This window comes from Neobacillus sp. OS1-2 (genome assembly GCF_030915505.1).
GTDB lineage: Bacteria > Bacillota > Bacilli > Bacillales > Cytobacillaceae > Neobacillus.
Map to the genome: position 1 here is coordinate 1792861 of NZ_CP133265.1, position 18739 is coordinate 1811599.

General features: G+C 43.6%; 17 protein-coding genes. 2 read left to right on the plus strand and 15 right to left on the minus strand.

The window, feature by feature from the left end:
• Positions 1–18 precede the first annotated feature (18 nt).
• The 8 genes from RCG19_RS08800 to RCG19_RS08835 form a co-directional block, all read right to left on the minus strand.
• The gene (locus RCG19_RS08800; RefSeq protein WP_308110540.1) at positions 19–1206 is read right to left on the minus strand and encodes an ABC transporter substrate-binding protein; all 1188 of its coding nucleotides are present in this window, start codon (positions 1204–1206) and stop codon (positions 19–21) included.
• A 318-nt stretch (positions 1207–1524) separates the two neighbouring features.
• The gene (locus RCG19_RS08805; RefSeq protein ID WP_308110541.1) at positions 1525–2730 is read right to left on the minus strand and encodes an MFS transporter; all 1206 of its coding nucleotides are present in this window, start codon (positions 2728–2730) and stop codon (positions 1525–1527) included.
• A gap of 185 nt (positions 2731–2915) precedes the next feature.
• A complete protein-coding gene (locus tag RCG19_RS08810; RefSeq protein WP_308110542.1) occupies positions 2916–4778 on the minus strand; it encodes an ABC transporter ATP-binding protein in 1863 nt (620 codons plus the stop codon).
• A gap of 1 nt (position 4779) precedes the next feature.
• Positions 4780–6510 (minus strand): ABC transporter ATP-binding protein, encoded by a 1731-nt coding sequence (locus RCG19_RS08815; RefSeq protein ID WP_308110543.1) that lies wholly within the window; start codon positions 6508–6510, stop codon positions 4780–4782.
• Between the two features lie 137 nt (positions 6511–6647).
• On the minus strand, positions 6648–6998 hold the full coding sequence (locus RCG19_RS08820) for an ASCH domain-containing protein (protein ID WP_308110544.1): 351 nt from the start codon (positions 6996–6998) through the stop codon (positions 6648–6650).
• 92 nt (positions 6999–7090) lie between these two features.
• A complete protein-coding gene (locus RCG19_RS08825) occupies positions 7091–8806 on the minus strand; it encodes a GMC family oxidoreductase (RefSeq protein ID WP_308110545.1) in 1716 nt (571 codons plus the stop codon).
• Between the two features lie 40 nt (positions 8807–8846).
• Complete coding sequence (locus RCG19_RS08830; protein WP_308110546.1) at positions 8847–9263, minus strand: gluconate 2-dehydrogenase subunit 3 family protein; 417 nt, start codon at positions 9261–9263, stop codon at positions 8847–8849.
• Positions 9145–9576, minus strand: a complete 432-nt coding sequence (locus tag RCG19_RS08835; protein WP_308110547.1) for a gluconate 2-dehydrogenase subunit 3 family protein — start codon at positions 9574–9576, stop codon at positions 9145–9147. The genes RCG19_RS08830 and RCG19_RS08835 overlap by 119 nt, the downstream gene beginning before the upstream one ends.
• Positions 9577–9692: 116 nt before the next feature.
• Here RCG19_RS08835 and RCG19_RS08840 point away from each other — a divergent pair, with 116 nt between their 5' ends.
• Positions 9693–10394, plus strand: a complete 702-nt coding sequence (locus RCG19_RS08840) for a hypothetical protein (protein WP_308110548.1) — start codon at positions 9693–9695, stop codon at positions 10392–10394.
• Between the two features lie 28 nt (positions 10395–10422).
• Here the strand turns inward: RCG19_RS08840 and RCG19_RS08845 are convergent, their stop codons facing one another.
• Genes RCG19_RS08845 through RCG19_RS08860 form a run of 4 tightly spaced genes read right to left on the minus strand, consistent with a single transcriptional unit; the run spans position 10423 to position 13561 of the window.
• The gene (locus RCG19_RS08845) at positions 10423–11220 is read right to left on the minus strand and encodes an ABC transporter permease subunit (protein ID WP_308110549.1); all 798 of its coding nucleotides are present in this window, start codon (positions 11218–11220) and stop codon (positions 10423–10425) included.
• 19 nt (positions 11221–11239) lie between these two features.
• Positions 11240–12031 carry an ABC transporter permease subunit gene (locus tag RCG19_RS08850; RefSeq protein ID WP_308110550.1) on the minus strand — a complete coding sequence of 264 codons (792 nt, stop codon included), beginning with the start codon at positions 12029–12031 and terminating at the stop codon, positions 11240–11242.
• 6 nt (positions 12032–12037) lie between these two features.
• Complete coding sequence (locus tag RCG19_RS08855; RefSeq protein ID WP_308110551.1) at positions 12038–12922, minus strand: ABC transporter ATP-binding protein; 885 nt, start codon at positions 12920–12922, stop codon at positions 12038–12040.
• Between the two features lie 15 nt (positions 12923–12937).
• The gene (locus RCG19_RS08860; protein WP_308110552.1) at positions 12938–13561 is read right to left on the minus strand and encodes a TetR/AcrR family transcriptional regulator; all 624 of its coding nucleotides are present in this window, start codon (positions 13559–13561) and stop codon (positions 12938–12940) included.
• A gap of 282 nt (positions 13562–13843) precedes the next feature.
• Here RCG19_RS08860 and pepT point away from each other — a divergent pair, with 282 nt between their 5' ends.
• A complete protein-coding gene (pepT, locus tag RCG19_RS08865; protein WP_308110553.1) occupies positions 13844–15076 on the plus strand; it encodes a peptidase T in 1233 nt (410 codons plus the stop codon).
• A gap of 31 nt (positions 15077–15107) precedes the next feature.
• Here the strand turns inward: pepT and RCG19_RS08870 are convergent, their stop codons facing one another.
• From RCG19_RS08870 to RCG19_RS08880, 3 genes are all read right to left on the minus strand, one after another.
• Entirely contained in the window at positions 15108–16058 is a 951-nt protein-coding gene (locus RCG19_RS08870; RefSeq protein WP_308110554.1) for a phosphotransferase family protein, read from the minus strand.
• A 92-nt stretch (positions 16059–16150) separates the two neighbouring features.
• Positions 16151–17728, minus strand: a complete 1578-nt coding sequence (locus RCG19_RS08875) for an FMN-binding glutamate synthase family protein (protein ID WP_308110555.1) — start codon at positions 17726–17728, stop codon at positions 16151–16153.
• 83 nt (positions 17729–17811) lie between these two features.
• On the minus strand, positions 17812–18717 hold the full coding sequence (locus tag RCG19_RS08880; protein WP_308110556.1) for a glutamate biosynthesis transcriptional regulator GltC: 906 nt from the start codon (positions 18715–18717) through the stop codon (positions 17812–17814).
• Positions 18718–18739: the final 22 nt, after the last annotated feature.

An 18739-nucleotide genomic window follows, 5' to 3' on the forward strand; every position in this document is an offset into this window, starting at 1 on the left:
CCCTATTCAATTACTATTTTATTCAGGACTAACCTTCGTTTTAAATGTTTGCTCTCCGCCCTTGTACTCTAAAATAACAGCGGATTTAATTGGGTTGTGGTTCTTATCAAGCTTCATTTTTCCCGTTACAAGCTCTAGACCATCTGTTTCAGCAAGAGCCTTTTGGATTTTCTTCGCATCACCGCTGCCAGCACGCTTAATAGCATCAGCAAGGAAATAAGCAGAATCATAACCTAAAGCGTTGAAGGCATCAGGAGACTTGTCTTTATATTTTGCTTTAAACGCTTTAACGAAATCTTGTACCTTTGGATCCGAGTCACCGGAAGAATAGTGGTTCGTGATGAACGTATTGTCTAAGGCATCCTTGCCTGCAAGTTCAACTAGTTTAGGAGAATCCCAGCCGTCAGCACCCATCATTGGTACATCAATCCCTAATTCGCGAGCCTGCTTAACAATTAGACCAACTTCTTCATAATAGCCAGGAACAAAGATGAAGTCAGGAGTTTTCCCTTTAATGTTTGTTAATTGGGCATGGAAGTCAGTATCCTTCGCAACGTATGCTTCTTCCTTAACGATCTTTCCGCCTTTCTTCTCAAACAACTCTTTGAAGGAAGCCGCTAGGCCTTTTGAATAATCACTTGCACTATCGATGAAGATCGCAGCTGTTTTGGCCTTTAGATCATTAGAGGCAAAGTTTGCTGCTACTGTCCCTTGGAATGGGTCAATGAAACAAGTACGGAAGACGAAGTCACTTAATTTGCCGTCCTTAACTGTCACGTCTTCGGCAGTTCCTGTTGGTGTCAAAAGTGGGACATTATTGCTTTGAGCAATTTCAATTTGTGCTTTTGTATTTCCACTTGTGGCAGCACCAATAATGGCCACAACCTTATCTTGACTGATTAATTTTGTTGCACCACTAATGGCCTCTGGCGCCTCTGATTTATTATCATACGAAACAAGCTGAAGCTTTTTACCATCAATACCGTCTTTGTTAATTTCCTCAAGGGCCAGGTCAATCCCTTCTTTAATCGATTGACCGTAGGATGCTACACCGCCGGAAAGCTCAAGATTGGCACCAATCTTAATTGTTCCACCTTTTTCCTCATCTCCGCCTGAACTTGAAGAAGAAGAAGAATTACATCCTGCCATTACACCTGCCGCTAACAAGAGCGACATAACAATACCAGCTGTTTTTTTCTTTCTCATCGCAATACCCCCTGTTTTCTTGGAAAATTTTTCTGAACCAATTGTCCTATTCTTGCCAAAAAAGATAATATTCTGAAAACATTGTACCCAATATTTCTGAGTTCGTCTAGTCTATTTGTGAGTTATTTTAAAATAATTTAGAAAATAACAAAAATACGGATTAAACTTGAGTAAAACGCTTTACGTTAGTAAAGAATAGAAGGATTTCCCTCTAAATCGAAAGAGAATTACTTTTTTAAATATTTTGCCTCCATATGATTTCCTTCTTTTCTGCAAAAAAAAAGACCCCTTGAATCAGGAATCTCTACAGTCAAATTATTATACTAATTCTTTACTTTTCGTTTCCTTCCCTAAAAAGAAGACGGCTAAAGCCCCAATGAGGACAGAAATACAGAAGATCATAAAAATGGTCGAAATGGATACCTTTCCAGTCACGAGGTAACCGACTAATAACGGCCCTAAAACACCGCCGATCCGGCCAAATGAGGCAGCCATACCGGTGCCTGTCCCGCGAATAATGGTAGGATATTGTTCAGGGGTATAGGCATAAAGTCCTCCCCATGCACCCAAATTAAAGAACGATAACAGAATACCTGCCGTCATCAACATGGCGGTTGATTCTGCAGCACCAAACAAATAAGCACTTGCAGCTGTTCCAATTAAATAGACAACTAAAACAAATTTCCGGCCAAATTTCTCAATAAACCACGCAGCCGTAAAATAACCCGGCAGCTGCGCAAGTGTCATGATGAGGACATATTCAAAGCTTTTAATTAAACTAAAGCCTTTCATGACCATTACACTTGGCAGCCATAAAAACATCCCATAATAGGAGAAGACAACACAGAACCAGACAATCCATAGCATGGCGGTTGGCCGGGCGTACTCCTTTGACCATAATTTCTTTATACTTCCGAAAGCGGAGATCTTCTCCTTGTTCTTCACAGCAGTAAAACGCGGCGAGTCTGGCAGACCCATCCGTAAATACAACGCATATATAGCCGGAACGGCACTAATCAACAAGGCCACCTGCCAGCCAAACCTTGGAATGATAAAATAAGAAATAACTGCCGCAACTAACCAGCCACCTGCCCAAAAGCTTTCCAGTAAGACAACAATTCTCCCGCGCTTGTCGGCAGAAACACTTTCTGACACAAGCGTGGAGGCAACAGGAAGCTCTCCCCCTAAGCCCGCCCCAATGAAAAACCGTAACACTAAAAAGGCGGCTAGAGTGGTAGTAAAGGCTGAAGCACCACTGCCAATTGAAAACAATAATAACGTAATGATAAAAACATTTTTCCGGCCGACTCTATCTGCCATGAGACCAAATACAAGTGCACCCGCGGCCATTCCAATTGAATTGATACTGCCAATCCAGCCCATTTGATCTGGCGTTAACTCCCACTCCACCTTTAAGGCCGCAATAATGAAGCTAAGCATGCCAACATCCATGGCATCAAACATCCAGCCCATACCCGCAATGCTCAGCAATCTTCGACTTGATATATCCCTTTTCTTGTTCATCTGATCCTCCTATATGCTCTCACTATTTACATTATTCCCCAACATTCATGTTTTTTAGAGAAAAAACAGCAAAACGATTAACATAAGAGTATTCTAACAAGTGTCTTTACAGTTGTCACTACAAAAATAGAAAAGAGGAACAAAAAAAGAGAGAAAGCTAGCGCGCATCCTCTCAATCTCCAAAATTATCTTTCCTCATGTTCGGCTTCGACATTTTTAAATTGGTTGAAAAACATTTGATAATAGCGGCCTTGTGCTTCCATTAACACATCATGACTGCCTTTTTCAATAATTTGCCCATTGTCAATCACCATGATGGTATCGGCGTCGCGAATGGTATTTAACCGATGGGCAATGATAAAGCTCGTCCGCTCGGCCATTAGTTTTAACAAGGCCTCTTGAATATGAAGCTCTGTTCTGGTGTCAATGCTGCTGGTGGCCTCATCTAAAATAAGCAAGGATGGTTTTGCTAGGATGACCCTGGCAATCGCTAACAGCTGCCGCTGACCTTGACTTAAATTGCCGCCATTTTCCGATAGTACTGTTTCATACTGATTCGGCAGCCGTTTAATAAACACATCCGCATTCGCCATTTTAGCAGCTTGTTCCACCTCGTCATCGCCGGCATCAGGTTTCCCGTATTTAATGTTCTCCTTGATGGTTCCAGAAAATAAATACGTGTCCTGCAGCACAAAGCCAAAACATTTCCGTAAGCTGTCCCGCGTGTAATCGCGAATATCCCGGCCATCGAGCAGGATTCTGCCTTCTGTTACATCGTAGAATCTCGTCAACAGGTTAACAATCGTCGTCTTTCCGGCACCGGTTGGCCCGACAAGGGCGATACTGCTGCCGATATTCGCTTCGAAACTGACATTTTTTAATATAAGGACATCCGGCCGATAACCAAAGCTGACATTTTCAAAGACGACATGGCCTTTAGGCTGTTCCAGGGAAACGGCCTTTGGTACATCTGCCGGCTCCTCCTGTTCATCCATCACCTCAAATACGCGCTCAGCTCCAGCCACACCTGACTGCAGGATATTAAAAATATTGGCAAGATCATTAAGCGGTCTGCCAAACTGCCTTGAATAGGTAAGAAAGCTGGCAATCGTCCCAACAGTGATTAGACTTTTGACGGCGAGAATGCCGCCGATGACCGCCACAATCGCGAAGCCGAGATTATTAATTACGTTCATAATTGGCATCAAGAAGCCTGACCAAATTTGCGCCTTGAGGCCGACATCGCGAAGCTTGCTATTTACTGCTTCGAACTCTTCAATCACCTTGTCCTCATGATTGAAGGCCTTGACAACCTCAATTCCGGAAATCGTTTCCTCAATATGACCATTCAATTTGCCAAGCTCCACTTGTTGATTTTTAAATAAAACACTTGTCCGTTTCGCAATCGTCCGTGTCAGTAAAAAAACAAGCGGAACTGTTAGCAAACTTGCTACTGTGAGGATAGGACTTAGAACCAGCATCATCATTAACGATCCCGTGAGGACCATCAATCCGGACATTAATTGCGTGGTGGACTGGGAGATGGTGTTACTGACATTATCTACGTCATTTGATAACCGGCTCATCAGTTCCCCGTGTGTTCGTGAATCAAAAAAGGAAACGGACAGCTTTTGCAGCTTTGCAAATAGGGCATCCCTTAGACGCTTGACAACTCTCCCGGCCACACCTGCCATCAGCCAGCCTTGCAAAAAGGTAAGAATGGCATCCGCTACATAAGCAGTGGCCAGAACAATGACCATTATCTCAAGAAAGTGGAAATCTACCTTTCCATTTTTAAGGCTCATCGCATCAACAGCTTTCCCGATTAAGAACGGGGCGATCAGCATAAGTACTGAATCAATGATAATAAAGAAAAAGATCATGGTAAGCATTTTTCGCTCATTCCCAAAATACTGCCAGAGACGTCTTAAGGTAGCTTTGAAGTCTTTTGGCTTGACCACCGGTCCTCGAAAGCGGTGGGCACCACCGGGCCGTAATGGCGGTGGGGTACGGTCGGTATTGCCAGCCTGCACAGTTTGCTTTGCCATGTTACACGACCTCCTTACCAATCTGTGAGTGGTAAATTTCTTGATAAACCGTACATTCCGCCAGTAATTGTCTATGGGTACCGACCCCAACAAGTTCGCCTTGGTCGAGGACAACAATCTTATCGGCATCCATAATCGAGGTAATCCGCTGGGCAATCAGCAAACACGTAAGCCCTTTTGCATACGTCTTTAAACCTTCTTTAATCTTTGCCTCTGTTGCCACATCAACCGCGCTAGTACTGTCATCCAGGATTAATATATCCGGCTTTTTAATCAAGGCCCTGGCAATCGAGATCCGCTGCTTTTGTCCACCGGAAAAGTTAACGCCTCCCTGGCCAATTTGCGTTTGATAGCCTTCCGGTGCGGCCGAGATAAAATCATGGGCACCGGCAATGGCCGCCGCGGCGAAGACTTCTTCCTCTGTGGCCGCTTCTTTCCCCCAGCGGATATTCTCGGCCACACTTCCGGTAAACAAAATATTCTTTTGCGGCACCATGGCGATTCTTTCACGCAGCTTTTTTGGATTAACTAGTTTACTATCTTGCCCATCTACTTTAATCGTCCCGCTCGTGACATCATAAAAGCGGGGGATCAGCCCGACTAATGTGCTTTTTCCTGAGCCGGTTGAGCCAATGACGCCGACGGTTTCCCCGGGTAGGATGGTAAGATTAATATTTTTTAAGATGGGCTCACCGCTTGTCCCTTCGTAGGAAAAAGTAACATTTTCAAAATCAATTCTTCCCTTTTCCGTGTGAGGTCGCGGCGAGGTCTCATTTTTCCAGGTAATGTCGTCCTCTTGCCTAAATACTTCATCAATTCTCCCAGCTGACGCCTTTGCCCTGACAAACATATTGAAGACCATCGAAATCATCATCAAGGAAAATAAGATTTGTGTCATATAGTTGGTAAAGGCAATGATATGCCCCACTTGAATGTGGCCGTTATCGACACCTATACCGCCGATCCATAAGACGACAACGATACCAAGATTAACTGTAAGCATAATTGCCGGGCTGAAAACAGACATAAGGCGCCCTGCGGCGATGGATTGATTTTTAAAATGATCATTTGCCATGGTGAATTTGCCCATCTCAACATCGAAGCGATTGAACGCCTTGACCACACGGACACCCGATAAGTATTCACGCATTACCCTGTTCACTCGGTCCAATGCCTGTTGCACCTTCGAGAAAAGTGGGAACCCTAAACGTAAATTCAGGATGATAAACAGCGCCACGATTGGTACTACCACCGCTAGTACTATGGATAAATGCAGATTCAACCGCATCGCCATCACCAGTCCGCCGATGGCCAAGAGCGGGGCCTTGACGAAGATGCGCATTGTGCCGTTGACAAAGACTTGCACCTGGGTCACATCGTTTGTCAGACGGGTGATTAACGATGCGCGGTCAAATTGGTCTAGGTTTTTAAACGAAAGTGTTTGCACCTTGTTAAATAAATCGGACCTGAGTTCGGTGCCAAAGTTTTGTGAGACAATACTGGCCATAATGCTTCTAGTTGATGCGCTCACGGCACCGAAGGCGGTAATCGCAAGCATCACTCCGCCCATTTGTAACACATAGCGGATGTCTCGATCAGCAACCCCATTATCGATAATTTTCGCCATAATTGTCGGCTGCATTAAATCACAAATCGCCTCAAAAGTGAGGAATAAAACGGCAATGCTAAATGACTTCCAATACTTCTTTGTGTATTTTGAGAGAAATTTCATAGGCACACCTTTTCCTGTCAACCAATTATAATAAGGATATTATAGTTTGGTTTCCTATGATTGACCAATTATTTCGACTTTGGAAATAAAAAAAATGGACCATTAATAATAAATGGACCATTTGCATTACTTTTTCGTTATGCTTCAACAGGACGGAATTCATGAACCCAGACACGCATTTGCGGCAGCCATGGCATTCCCGGGTGATGGGAAAGAATCGATTGTTTATACTCTTCCACCGTTTCGAAGCCCTCGCGGCGGGCATCTTCATCAGTCAACTCACCAAGGCTCTGAGAATAAACCTTTTCAACCACGAACTGACGGCCTTCCAGTGTCATAATCTCACCTGGGTCGGCATATCTGCTATTTCTGCGGGTTGCGGTCTTTTCGCCTGAAAGAACTTTTTGAACATCTGCTTCCACTGTCACCAATTGTTCAATTGTGCCTTTTTTAGGTGGCAACGTATTATTTTCATTTTGTGTTGTCATTTATTTCTCCTCCTTATGCAGTTTATTTTTCCATATTAACATTGTCTGTATAGTAAAATCCAATTCAAAGAACTTCCCTTTAGCTCATTACCTTACATGACCTGACCGCCCTTTTCACGGTACTTCAATATTCCTTCCGCCGCACGGTAGGCTAAAGCACCAACTGTATCTGTCGGATTATAGCCAGAGTTGTGCGGAAACGCGGATGCTCCAATCACAAACAGATTATCGTAGTCCCACATTTGCAAATAATTATTGACTGCAGATGTGGCCGGATCCGCACCCATGATGACACCGCCGGTATTGTGGGTCGATTGGTAGGTGGTGATATCATATGGCCCTAAGTCTTTCATCGAATCAATATGATCAGCCCCCATTTCCTTTAGGACATCCGTGCATTTACCGGCAAGAAACTTAGCCATCTGGCGGTCTTGCTCTTCAAAATCAAAGGTAATCCGAATCAACGGATCGCCATACGCATCCTTATAACTTGGATCAAGATCGAGAAAGTGTCGTTTAAATGGCATCGACGATCCTTGGGAAGAGACTGATAAGAAGCGATTGGCATATTTAACTGACTTTTCCTTGAACTCTTTGCCCCAGTTTGGCTTCCCACCTGGAACCGGATTGTTTTGAATCGGCCGCAGCCCGGTTTGCGTTAGAGAAATCATGCCGCCATGAATGAAATTGAGATTAGTGTGATCAAAATTATCTCCGTTGTAATCATCGACAACCATCCCAAGCGCACCCGCCCCGGCAAAGGTATTAAATTCTTTATCCTCAAAGAAGCCCACGGCATTGCCCTTAATCACCTGATAGGCATAATTCTTCCCAATCACACCTTTTCCCGTGTTAGGGTCATAAGGCCTGCCCACCTCTGACATTAACAGCAGGCGAATATTATTGAAGACATAGCTAGTCATCACGACAATATCAGCAGGCTGCTCAATCTCTTCACCTGTAGTAACATCCGTATACATGACACCCGTTACTTTGTCACCTGTTTTTACTATTCTTCTCACATTTGAATGGGTCCTAATTTCAAAATTGCCTGTTTTGTTTGCAACAGGAATAACCGTGACAACCGGATCGGCTTTTGCTCCATATTCACAGCCAAACCGTTCACAATACCCGCAATATTGACAGGCCGCCCGTTTGATTCCGTCCGGATTCGTATAAGACTCGGATAGATTGGCAGACGGCATCATGTAGGGATGAAGCTTCATTTTTTTCGTTGCCTTCTCGAACATGGTAATCGCAGGCGATTTTTTCATGGGCGGTGTTGGATATTTACTTGACCGTTTTCCGGCAAGCGGATTTTCTTCACCTGAAATGCCGGCAACCTTCTCAAACTTGTCGTAATACGGTTCTAGCTGATCATAGGTAATCCCCCAATCCTGCAGGGCCATGTCCGCCGGGATTTTATCTTTCCCATATCGTTCAACGGTTTTACTATAGATTTCAAAGTCGTAAGGTAAAAAGCGGAACGTCTGCCCATTCCAATGAACACCAGCACCGCCTAAGCCATCCCCAATCAAAAAGGAACCATATTGCCGCATCGGCAGGGCCCGAATTTTTTCATTGCCTCTAAACGTAATCGTTTCCTTCGAAAGGTCTTGCATAAGATCATAGCGGAGGGCATAGCGCAGTTCATCATGCACCATAAAATAATCCTCGGTCTTACGTTCTTTCCCTCTTTCCAATCCCACTACTTTTAATCCCTGTTTGGTCAGCTCTGAGGCAATAATTCCTCCTGCCCAACCTACACCAACGATCACAACATCTACTTTTGGTAACTTCTTCGCCATACGTCCACCTTCTTTTTAAAAATAAAAATATACGCTTTTCTTAATGGTTCATATGATTTTGGAGACTTTGCGGTTTCACTTTCTTGAAGCCCTTTTCAATAATATCGGCATAGGCCATTTGGCTGCCTGGATAGTTCTTCATCTTCCAGCCATCCATATTTTTATTTCCTCCATATAGTGGGTCGCTATAGGCACCCTCTAACGTCACACTTCTAAGCAATTGGAAGAAGCCACTTGGTGAAATCGTCGTTATATTTACTTTGTCTTCCTCAAAGTCACGAAGGATGGCATCCTTTTCTTTTCCTTTCAGCTCAGTGAAATCCTTCTTATAAACTGCTTTACTGTGATTTTGAATTTCTCGGATAGCAATGTCGAAAATATCTCTCCGTTTTAACCGGCCTTGGTAGCCTTGTACTTTTTCCCCGGAAAAAGGGTGCTTGCATATAATCCCTGCCATTGAACCCCCAATCACCTGCTAATTGGTGGTCAATAAAAAAGGCTACACCTAAATCCTTTGCACCTGGGCCATGATCGTCTTTCGGAAAAATTCTCTCAGTGGCCTCATCAATCACACGAAATTGTTCAGGCGTAAAATACATGAGTGCTTGATTAAAATTCTTTGCCTGCTCTGCTTTCTTTGCGGTTCCCAATGGAAGAACACTGCCTAAAATACCGCCAATGGCAAGCCCGCCCACTGTATAACTGGTGTTTCGAATAAATTTCCTTCTTGATACCGATTCTGGATTACCTTTGTTTTCTTCAACCATCATCTGCACCTCCAGATTTTTCAACAATCAACTTTCTTCGCCTTATTATGTTCCCAATATAATCCATTCATACTTATAAAAGGAAAAGGAGAGAATGATAAAAAAAGGAGGAAATAATAATGAAAAAAACATGGCAACTCAGTTGTGTACCCATTTTCATGTCATTGCTCGTTCTTACCGCATGCTCGGGGCAGCAAGGGGAAAATACTGTAGGCGCTGCCGAAAACCTTCATGAAAAGGCGCTAAACACGAAGGGGAATGGACATATTCATGGAACAAACACAAGCTCACCAGACGTCATTCCAAGTGTTGATCGCACGAAGAAACAAACCACGAATGGAAAGAATCAAACGACTAACGGTATGGGAACGAATGTATACAGCCTAATCGGGAGTTCAAGCCTGCATGATGGGGGAATCTCATCACATTTAGAATCAAGGCTTTCCGGAGAGGGAATACCAGGGGTCAAAGTCTTTGTGCTTGATGATACAATTATCTTGGCACGCGCGCAGCAAGAAGCAACCTCCACTCGGTATGACGAAATGCAAAACAAGGTACTAAAAAATACCTCGGGACTTTCCGGAAAGGGGAACCTTGATGGAGTAGACCCTTCAAAATTAAATACGGATGATAATTTAGATCGCGCAAAAGAGGTGATGGGAAAGGCTTTTAATGGACAGGTCCAAATCCTGACCATTACCAACCCAAAGGCATTGCCGCTCATTGATGGCATTAAAGCGAATATTAAATCGGATGCGCCGAACTATTCCACTTTATCTAGCGATATCCTCACATTAATTAAAATGTCGCGAGAAAAATAAAGTAGGGACCGAGCTTAGCTCGGTCCTTTTACACGTTTAAATCTCTTTTTTGATAAAAAACATAGGTCCCAAGCGTTAGTGCAGCAATTAGGATAACGGAGATCATCACAAAAGCGACATCCAAACCACTGCCGAACATCACATTCTTTGCTTCAAAATATTTGAACGGGGTCAAGTATTTCAATCCCTCTATATGTTCATTTATATCAATCGCAATGGATAACATATATGTCAGTAACAGGATACCTGTTGCTACTGACGCCGCTGTTTTTGGTTTCTTTTTCACTGCAGCAAGTGCACTTCCGATCACCATGAACAAAAGCTGCAATATGAACATTCCTACCATCAGCAGGCCAATGTCCCCATTCACCGCTTCACCGCTGTTATATTTTGCGATAAGACTAATGGATGAAACATAGGTGACGAGATTAAAAACCACAATATTGACGAATGCCGCTGAAAGCTTTGCCGTAATAATTGTCGTCCTTGAAACAGGCTTTACAAAGAGAAACTCAAATGTCTTATCCCGCTCTTCTTTGGCGATAATCGTGGCACCCAACATTGCTGCGTGGATGGTCGCCATCAATAACAAATAAAGAAACAGTAAGGAATAATAGCCGCTAACCTTCGATAAATCAACGGCGCCAAACCCTAAAACGGCTCTTAGTGTTTGCGGCATATCCGCCACCAAATCGTTGATCGATTGGCCAGCAGACGAATAGGCATCATATTTCGCCATCCCCGATACTACCATAAGGAAAACGCCAATGCTCCAAAAGATGAGCGATTTTCGGTGGGACTTCAATTCCTTTAAAAATATATTCATGGTTGAATCACCTCCATTATTAAACTGCATGAATGTCCTTTTTGGTATAAACGAAATAACTTGCCGCAATCGCTAGTATGATCACAATCGCTCCTGCTATCAAAAAGGATGCTTCAAAGCTGGAGTGTTTGATAATATAGGCCGTGTCAAAATATTTAAATGGCGAAAAATAACGTTTCACATCCTCGCCTGACGTATCGCTGAGCATTCCAATAAAGTAAAACGCAAAAACAGTTGCAAGCGACACCGTCAAAACCAATTTAATCTTTGGCACAATGACGGAAATAATGATCCCTAAAGCCAGAAAAATCAACTGAATAATAAACATTGTCAGTGACAGCATGATAAATACCTTGATGCTAAAATCATCCGTTTTCACTTGATTCGCCATGATGCTCGCTCCCGCAATATAAACAGCATTCGTGATGACGATCGAGATGAAGGCCGCTAGCAGCTTTGCGGTCAAAACCGTTGATCTGGTAACCGGTTTTGTTAACAGGAAATCTGCTGTTTTTTCCCGAACTTCCTTGCTGACGATGCCGGTTCCCAGATTCATCGCCTGAATCGCACTGCAAAGGGTAATAAAAGATAAGGGGAAGCAATAAAAACCAACAAGTGTAGCTAAGCTCCCAAGGTTAAAGGCGTTCCTTATTGCTTCTGGATACCCCTCCATGATTTTTTCAAATTCGCCCGCATCCTTTGCAAACGACGGATAGAATGACATAAACAAGACCACGATTAGCACTAATGAGAGAGACCAGATGATCGTCGACTTCCGATACGCTCTTAATTCATGTAAAAAGATATTCATAGCTTACTAGTCCTCCTTCTCATAGTAATGCATAAAAATCTCCTCAAGGTCCGGTTCCTCAATCCACAGATTGGCGATTTCAATCTCGGCAATCCGTTTCATGACATCGTTAATATTCCCCTTAAAAATAAAGCTGATGACATTGTTACTTACCGCTACATTATTGACCCCATTGAGATGAAAATGGTTCGGCTCTAGCGGCGACTTCGTTTCAATCTTGAACTTTTTATAGTTGCTTTCTTGTAAGGTACTAATCTTTTCTACAGTAACAATCTTGCCTTCTTTAATAATGGCAACACGGTTACATAAGCGCTGGACCTCGCTTAGGATGTGTGATGAAAAGAGAATGGTCGCACCTTTCTTATTCTCTGACTCTAGTAATTCAAAGAATTTTTGCTGCATCAGCGGGTCAAGTCCGCTCGTTGGTTCATCTAGAATGATTAACTTCGGTTCATGAAGCAGCCCCTGAACAATGCCAACCTTCTTTTTATTTCCCAGTGAAAGGTCATCAATTTTTTTATTCAGGTCGAGATCCATGATCTCCGCCAATTCCTTGATTCGCTTGCTGCAATCCTTTTTATAAAAACTTGCAGAGTAGTTTAATAGATCCTTCACCTTCATATTGTCATAGTAAAATACTTCCGACGGCAGATAACCGATTTCCCTTTTTATTTCCGGGGCAAATTGGATACAGTCCTTGCCAAAGATGGTAGCACTGCCGCTCGTTGGATGGATGAGCGACAGTAACGTTCTGATGGTGGTGGATTTACCCGCACCATTTGGCCCGATGAATCCGAAAATCTCACCTTCCTCGACATGAAAGCTGATGTTAGAGATTCCTCTTGATTTCCCATACGTTTTTGTCAGGTTTTTAATGTCAATCACATTCATCGTGGAGTGCCTCCCTTATTTATAAAAACATGTAGTAAAAATCTCAAAATAGACTTCTGCCTCTTGAAATCCCTTTTCATAATCAATATGATGCGTCGGTGACAGTTTGGCTTGCGAAAGCATTTCTTCGCTCAACTTTTCAAAGGTATAGGTAATAATCTTTAGCACCTTTTTGATATCCATATCATCACGGAATTTTGAAAAATCAATGCCCTCGTATACTTTTCCAAAATTAGCATCACTCAATACCTTTACCTTTTTATCAACCTCGACTTTTACTTCGGCTGAGTCCTCTAAATAAGCTTCTTCAATGAATGTAAAGAGGTCTGGATAGGTGGTAAGCAGCTCCATTTTAATCATGACTGCCTGCCGAATTCTTGTGAAAAAATCCCTTTCTGCTAGGTTGATCTTTTGATAAAACTGTTCAGCTAGAATCCGGCAACAATAATCAAATAAAAATAAAAATAACTGCTTTTTATTACCGAAGTAATGAAACAACAGCCCCTTTGAAATACCCGCCGCTTTTACCATTTCATTGGTCGAAGCCCGTTCATACCCTTTTTGGGCAAATTCCTTGATCGCAGCATTGATAATTCGGTCTTGCTTTTCTTGTTCTAAGTTGAGAAATTTCGAATACACTCCAGTTGGCCCTCCTTTTTTCCACCATTGACCACTTGAGTCAATTGGGTATTAGTGGCATCATTATATTCCCATTGACCCCATCGGTCAATAGTGGTCAACTTATTTTTTTTACAAAAAAGTGAACTTTATCGTTTGTGTTTTTGGAATGTGCTACGTATGATTCCCTCATATATTAACTATCCGCTGATTGACCCCAGCATCTCGTTAAAACGTGTAACCGTTCACACATAGTGATAAAATAATCATGTACAAAACTTAAAATAGGGGAGGGCACATAAAGTGAAAAATGAACTTATTGAAAGATTTACTTCCTATGTAAAGGTGGACACGCAGTCGGATGAAAGCAGCGAGACCTGTCCGTCGACAGAAGGGCAGTGGACGCTGCTTCACATGCTGGAAAAGGAATTAAAACAAATTGGCATGGAAGAGGTAACCCTTGACGAAAATGGCTACTTGATGGCAACACTGCCGGCCTCCACAGAAAAGGACACACAAACTATAGGCTTCCTTGCTCATGTCGACACAGCCACCGACTTCACGGGCAAAAACGTCAATCCGCAAATCGTTGAAAACTATGATGGCGGGGAAATCATCCTGAACGAGGCACTTAAGGTCATCATGACACCGAAGGACTTTCCAAGCCTGCCTGGCTACAAAGGGCACACCTTAATTACAACGGACGGAACAACATTGCTGGGAGCGGACAACAAAGCAGGGGTCACTGAAATTATGACTGCAATGGCCTACCTCATTAACCATCCGGAAATCAAGCACGGTAAGGTTCGCGTTGCGTTCACACCGGATGAGGAGATTGGCAGAGGACCACATAAGTTCGACGTTGCGGCCTTCAATGCCCACCATGCTTACACGGTTGACGGCGGTCCACTGGGGGAACTGGAATACGAAAGTTTTAACGCAGCAGCAGCCAAAATTACCATTAAAGGGAACAACATTCACCCTGGTTCAGCAAAAGACAAAATGGTCAATTCAATGAACATTGCCATGGAATTACATAGCCAGCTGCCAACACAAGAGGTACCGGAGCATACCGAGGGATACGAGGGCTTCTACCATCTGCTTTCCTTCAATGGCGACGTTGAACAAACGAATCTTTACTATATTATCCGTGACCATGACAAAAACAAATTCAATGACCGCAAGGCCAACCTCGAAGCCATCGTAAATAACTTAAAAGAGAAGTATGGCCACGACAAGGTCCTGCTGGAATTAAATGACCAGTATTACAATATGGGAGAGAAAATTGAGCCGGTGAAGGAAATTGTCGACATCGCCCACCAAGCAATGGTAAACCTCGACATCACGCCAATCACCAAACCAATTCGTGGCGGTACTGACGGCTCGCAGCTGTCTTATATGGGTCTGCCGACACCAAATATTTTTACCGGCGGCGAAAACTTCCATGGGAAATTTGAATTTATCTCCGTTGATAATATGATTAAAGCAACACACACAATCATTGAAATCATCAAACTCACAGAACAAAAAGCGTAACACACAAAAAGCTAACCCCACCGCAAAGGGGTTAGCTTTTTACATTCCCATTCCACAAGGCCTCGGCACACTGGCGTAGGCTTGAAACCGTCTCCTCCAGCTGCGCATGCAATTGAACAGCAGACCATTTGCCGCCGTTCCCTTGTAAATCTTTTTGAATCAGCAGGATCATCCAAATTGAGAACACCGCCGCAAGCAAGTAATACTCCTTAAAGAACGCCTCGCGGTCCACCTCGAATTCAACCTGATCCAAATAGGCAGACAAAATCACTTCACGAAGGGGAGCCGTCATTTTTTTGGAATAAAGCGGATGCGACATATCAAGAAGATGGTACAAATCCCAGTAAGGCAAATTGATATGGGTATGCTCCCAGTCCAAAATCATGATCCTACCCTTCACAACGGCAAAATTACCCGCATGTAAGTCGCCGTGGGACAGGACTCGTTTCTCTGAAAATATAACTCTATCAAGCAATGAATAAATATACTCTATACGGTCACTTTCAATACCTGGACCCAGCTGAAGAAATTCATCCTTCCGCCTCCGAATTTCCATAATGAGCTCCTGAAACTGTGGTTTCAAACCTGCACGCGGCATATCACCAACGTTCTCAAGCGGCAGGGAATGCCACCAGGCCACCCATTTCACCACACCTAAAGCAGTATCCTCACGAAAATCGTGGACCAATGGGCCAAGATCCTCAAGAATCATCCAATTACGCTCAGGGGCATCGCTAATTGAATACGAAAGTATTTTTGGAAAAATGGCTGGGAAATGAGTAAGAACATGCTCATGGATCCAGACTTCTTTGCCCAATTGACCATCATTCGTTAATGGTTTAAAAATATAACTTTCATTCGCTCGGAGATAGAAGCGTTCCACCATTCTCCCATTCATTCCCTTATAGATCGGCTCTTTATCCAGGATTAACTCCTCATTTAATGTGCCATCGAGGTTAACAATTTTAGCAGGCAGCTCCATAGCCCACCACCTATTTTAGAGTAATAGTTTCATAACATTTTCATCATGACTATAATGTTTACTCACATTGATGGCAAGAAATTCAACTTTTTTCAATCCCCTTCAGAATATTTAGGCAGCGGAAATAGTTCGGAGAGTCTCTGCACTTGGCCCGATTCCGTTTTAAAGACAATATGCTCGCGGGTGAATTTACGTGGTGTATCGATACCGCAAGCGGCCGCCAGGGCAAAAAGGCCTTGCCGGACATTGATAATATAGTTCATTGCCCGCCATTTTTTCTCCTCAGGCACCAGCGCCTCTTGATGTTTCGGGTCAGTCGTTGTCACTCCTGCTGGACACTTGCCGGTATGGCACTGCATCGCCATAATGCAGCCGCCGGCAATCATAAAGCCGCGTGCCGAATTGACCGCATCGGCCCCAATAGCCAGTGCTATCGCAATTTTATCAGCAGAAATCAATTTCCCGGAAGCAAAGATCTTCACATGATCGCGAATCCCAAACTGATGGACTTTATCCACCACTGCGATTAAAGCAGAGTAAAGGGGAAGCCCCATGCTATCTGCCATCGATTTATACGTGGCCCCTGTACCACCTTCTCCGCCATCTACCGTAATAAAGTCAGGATAAATGTGCAACCGTTTCATGGCAGAAAAGAAAGCATCCAAATTTGTTCCATACCCGACAACGATTTTCATCCCAACTGGTTTCCCGCCCGCATCCTGCAGCTTCTTGATAAACTGCAGTGCTTCCGTTTCATTATGTAAGAACGAAAACCGATTGGGCGAATTGATGGTCTGACCCGCCTTCACCTTCCGAATTTGGGCCACCTTTGCGGTTACCTTCGAACCCTCCAAATGACCGCCACGGATTTTGGCCCCTTGACCAAATTTGAGCTCAAAAGCTTTGATTAGCGGCTGCTGGGCATGCTTTATAAATTCCTCCATTGAAAAATGGCCATCTACATCTCGATAGCCAAATAAACCCGGTCCAATTTGGGCAACCACATCGGCACCGCTTGCTAAATGCTCCGGGGCAATGCCGCCTTCACCTGTATTAATCCAGGACCCGCCAGCCATCCTGCTGCCATAGCCGGTGGCAAGAATATAGTTTTCACCGACAGAACCATAGGATGTAGCTGAAGCACCAAATGGCCCGCGCAGTTTCCACGGATTCCCCCGCCTGGCACCCACGACAATCGCATCCTCTTCATGATATTGCCAACGGGTAATTTGCTCTTCCTCAAAGCTCTCACTGCGAGTGAACATGCCCTCATGTTCAATTTTGTATTTCATCGCATGCACTTTTTCTTGGTTATCGACACGCAATTCTTCATTCAACAGTGGAAACAAACCATTTGCGATATAGTACCCTTGCTTTTCAAAGTCCCGCTTTGAGCCAAAACTGATCAAATCCGTCCGATATTTTGCCGAAAAAATAATGCCCAAATAGTCGGCACGAGAAAAGGGCCCTGTTCCGTTATCACTGTCAAACCAATACTGCCTAAGTTTTGGCCCCATCATTTCCAACACATAGCGGATCCAGCCTAAATAAGGATAGGCCCGAATAATCGAATGCTGCGGCTTGTTTGCTAAATTACGAAGCCACAAAAAGAAACAAAGCGGGCCGATAATAAAAACAATTAGCAAAAAGACAAATATTGATACTACCACTGCAAAATCCCCCTCAAGTACGACCTTTTTTTCAAAGTCCCTATTTCATACTTATGTAAGGTGGTACTGTTTCATGAGGGCGGCTAATTTTGATAACGGTCAAGGATACTGAAGAACTCTCCGAGGAACTCATAAAAAAGCTTCTCCGTTGGCAACAGCTCCCGTTCACTTGGGATAATGACACCGACTGTTCTTGAAACATTCGGTTCCGTAATCGGAATTTTGACCGTTGACCGCGGGAGGCTGTCAATTAGAGTGATTTCCGGAATAAGTGTCACACCAAGACCTGCTGAAACCAAGCCTTTAATGGCATCAATATCCTCCCCTTCAAATGACACCTGCGGTTCAAAGCCAAGCTGGACACAGGCATTGACAATGATTTCATGCAAAATAAAACCCTTTGGAAAAAGAACAAAGGAATCGTCCCGTAATTCGTTTAGTGTTAGTAATCGCTTCGTGGCAAGGGGATGGGACTGCGGCAGTAGGGCAACAATATTTTCAGTAAACAACGTTTTCCCTTTAATTTTCTTCTCCTTTTTAGGCACGGGCCCAATAAGAGCGAGATTAAATTCCCCTTTTATCACTCCATCAATTAAATGTGTATAGGAACCTTGATTAAGCTGGAATTTTACATGCGGATAGCGCTCGCGAAAGGCGGAAATGGCCGTTGGCAGGGTGTAAGCGGCTAGGCTGCTGGGAAAACCAATTCGAATCGTCCCCTTCTCTGGATCTAAATATTCTTCGACCTCCCGCTTGGCATTGTCAATTAGCTTCATTGCCTGTTGCATCTGTTCCAAAAACATGGTGCCAATTGGGGTCAGTTTAACATTCCGCCCTTCACGGATAAACAAATTTACCCCTAACTCTGCTTCTAAATTAACCAACTGCCTGCTAACCGCCGATTGAGCGACATGGAGAGCATGGGCGGCCTCTGTCACATGCTCTCTTTTCGCAACCTCAATAAAATAGTGAATCTGTCGTAACTCCATTTCATTCCACCACCTTTTTTAA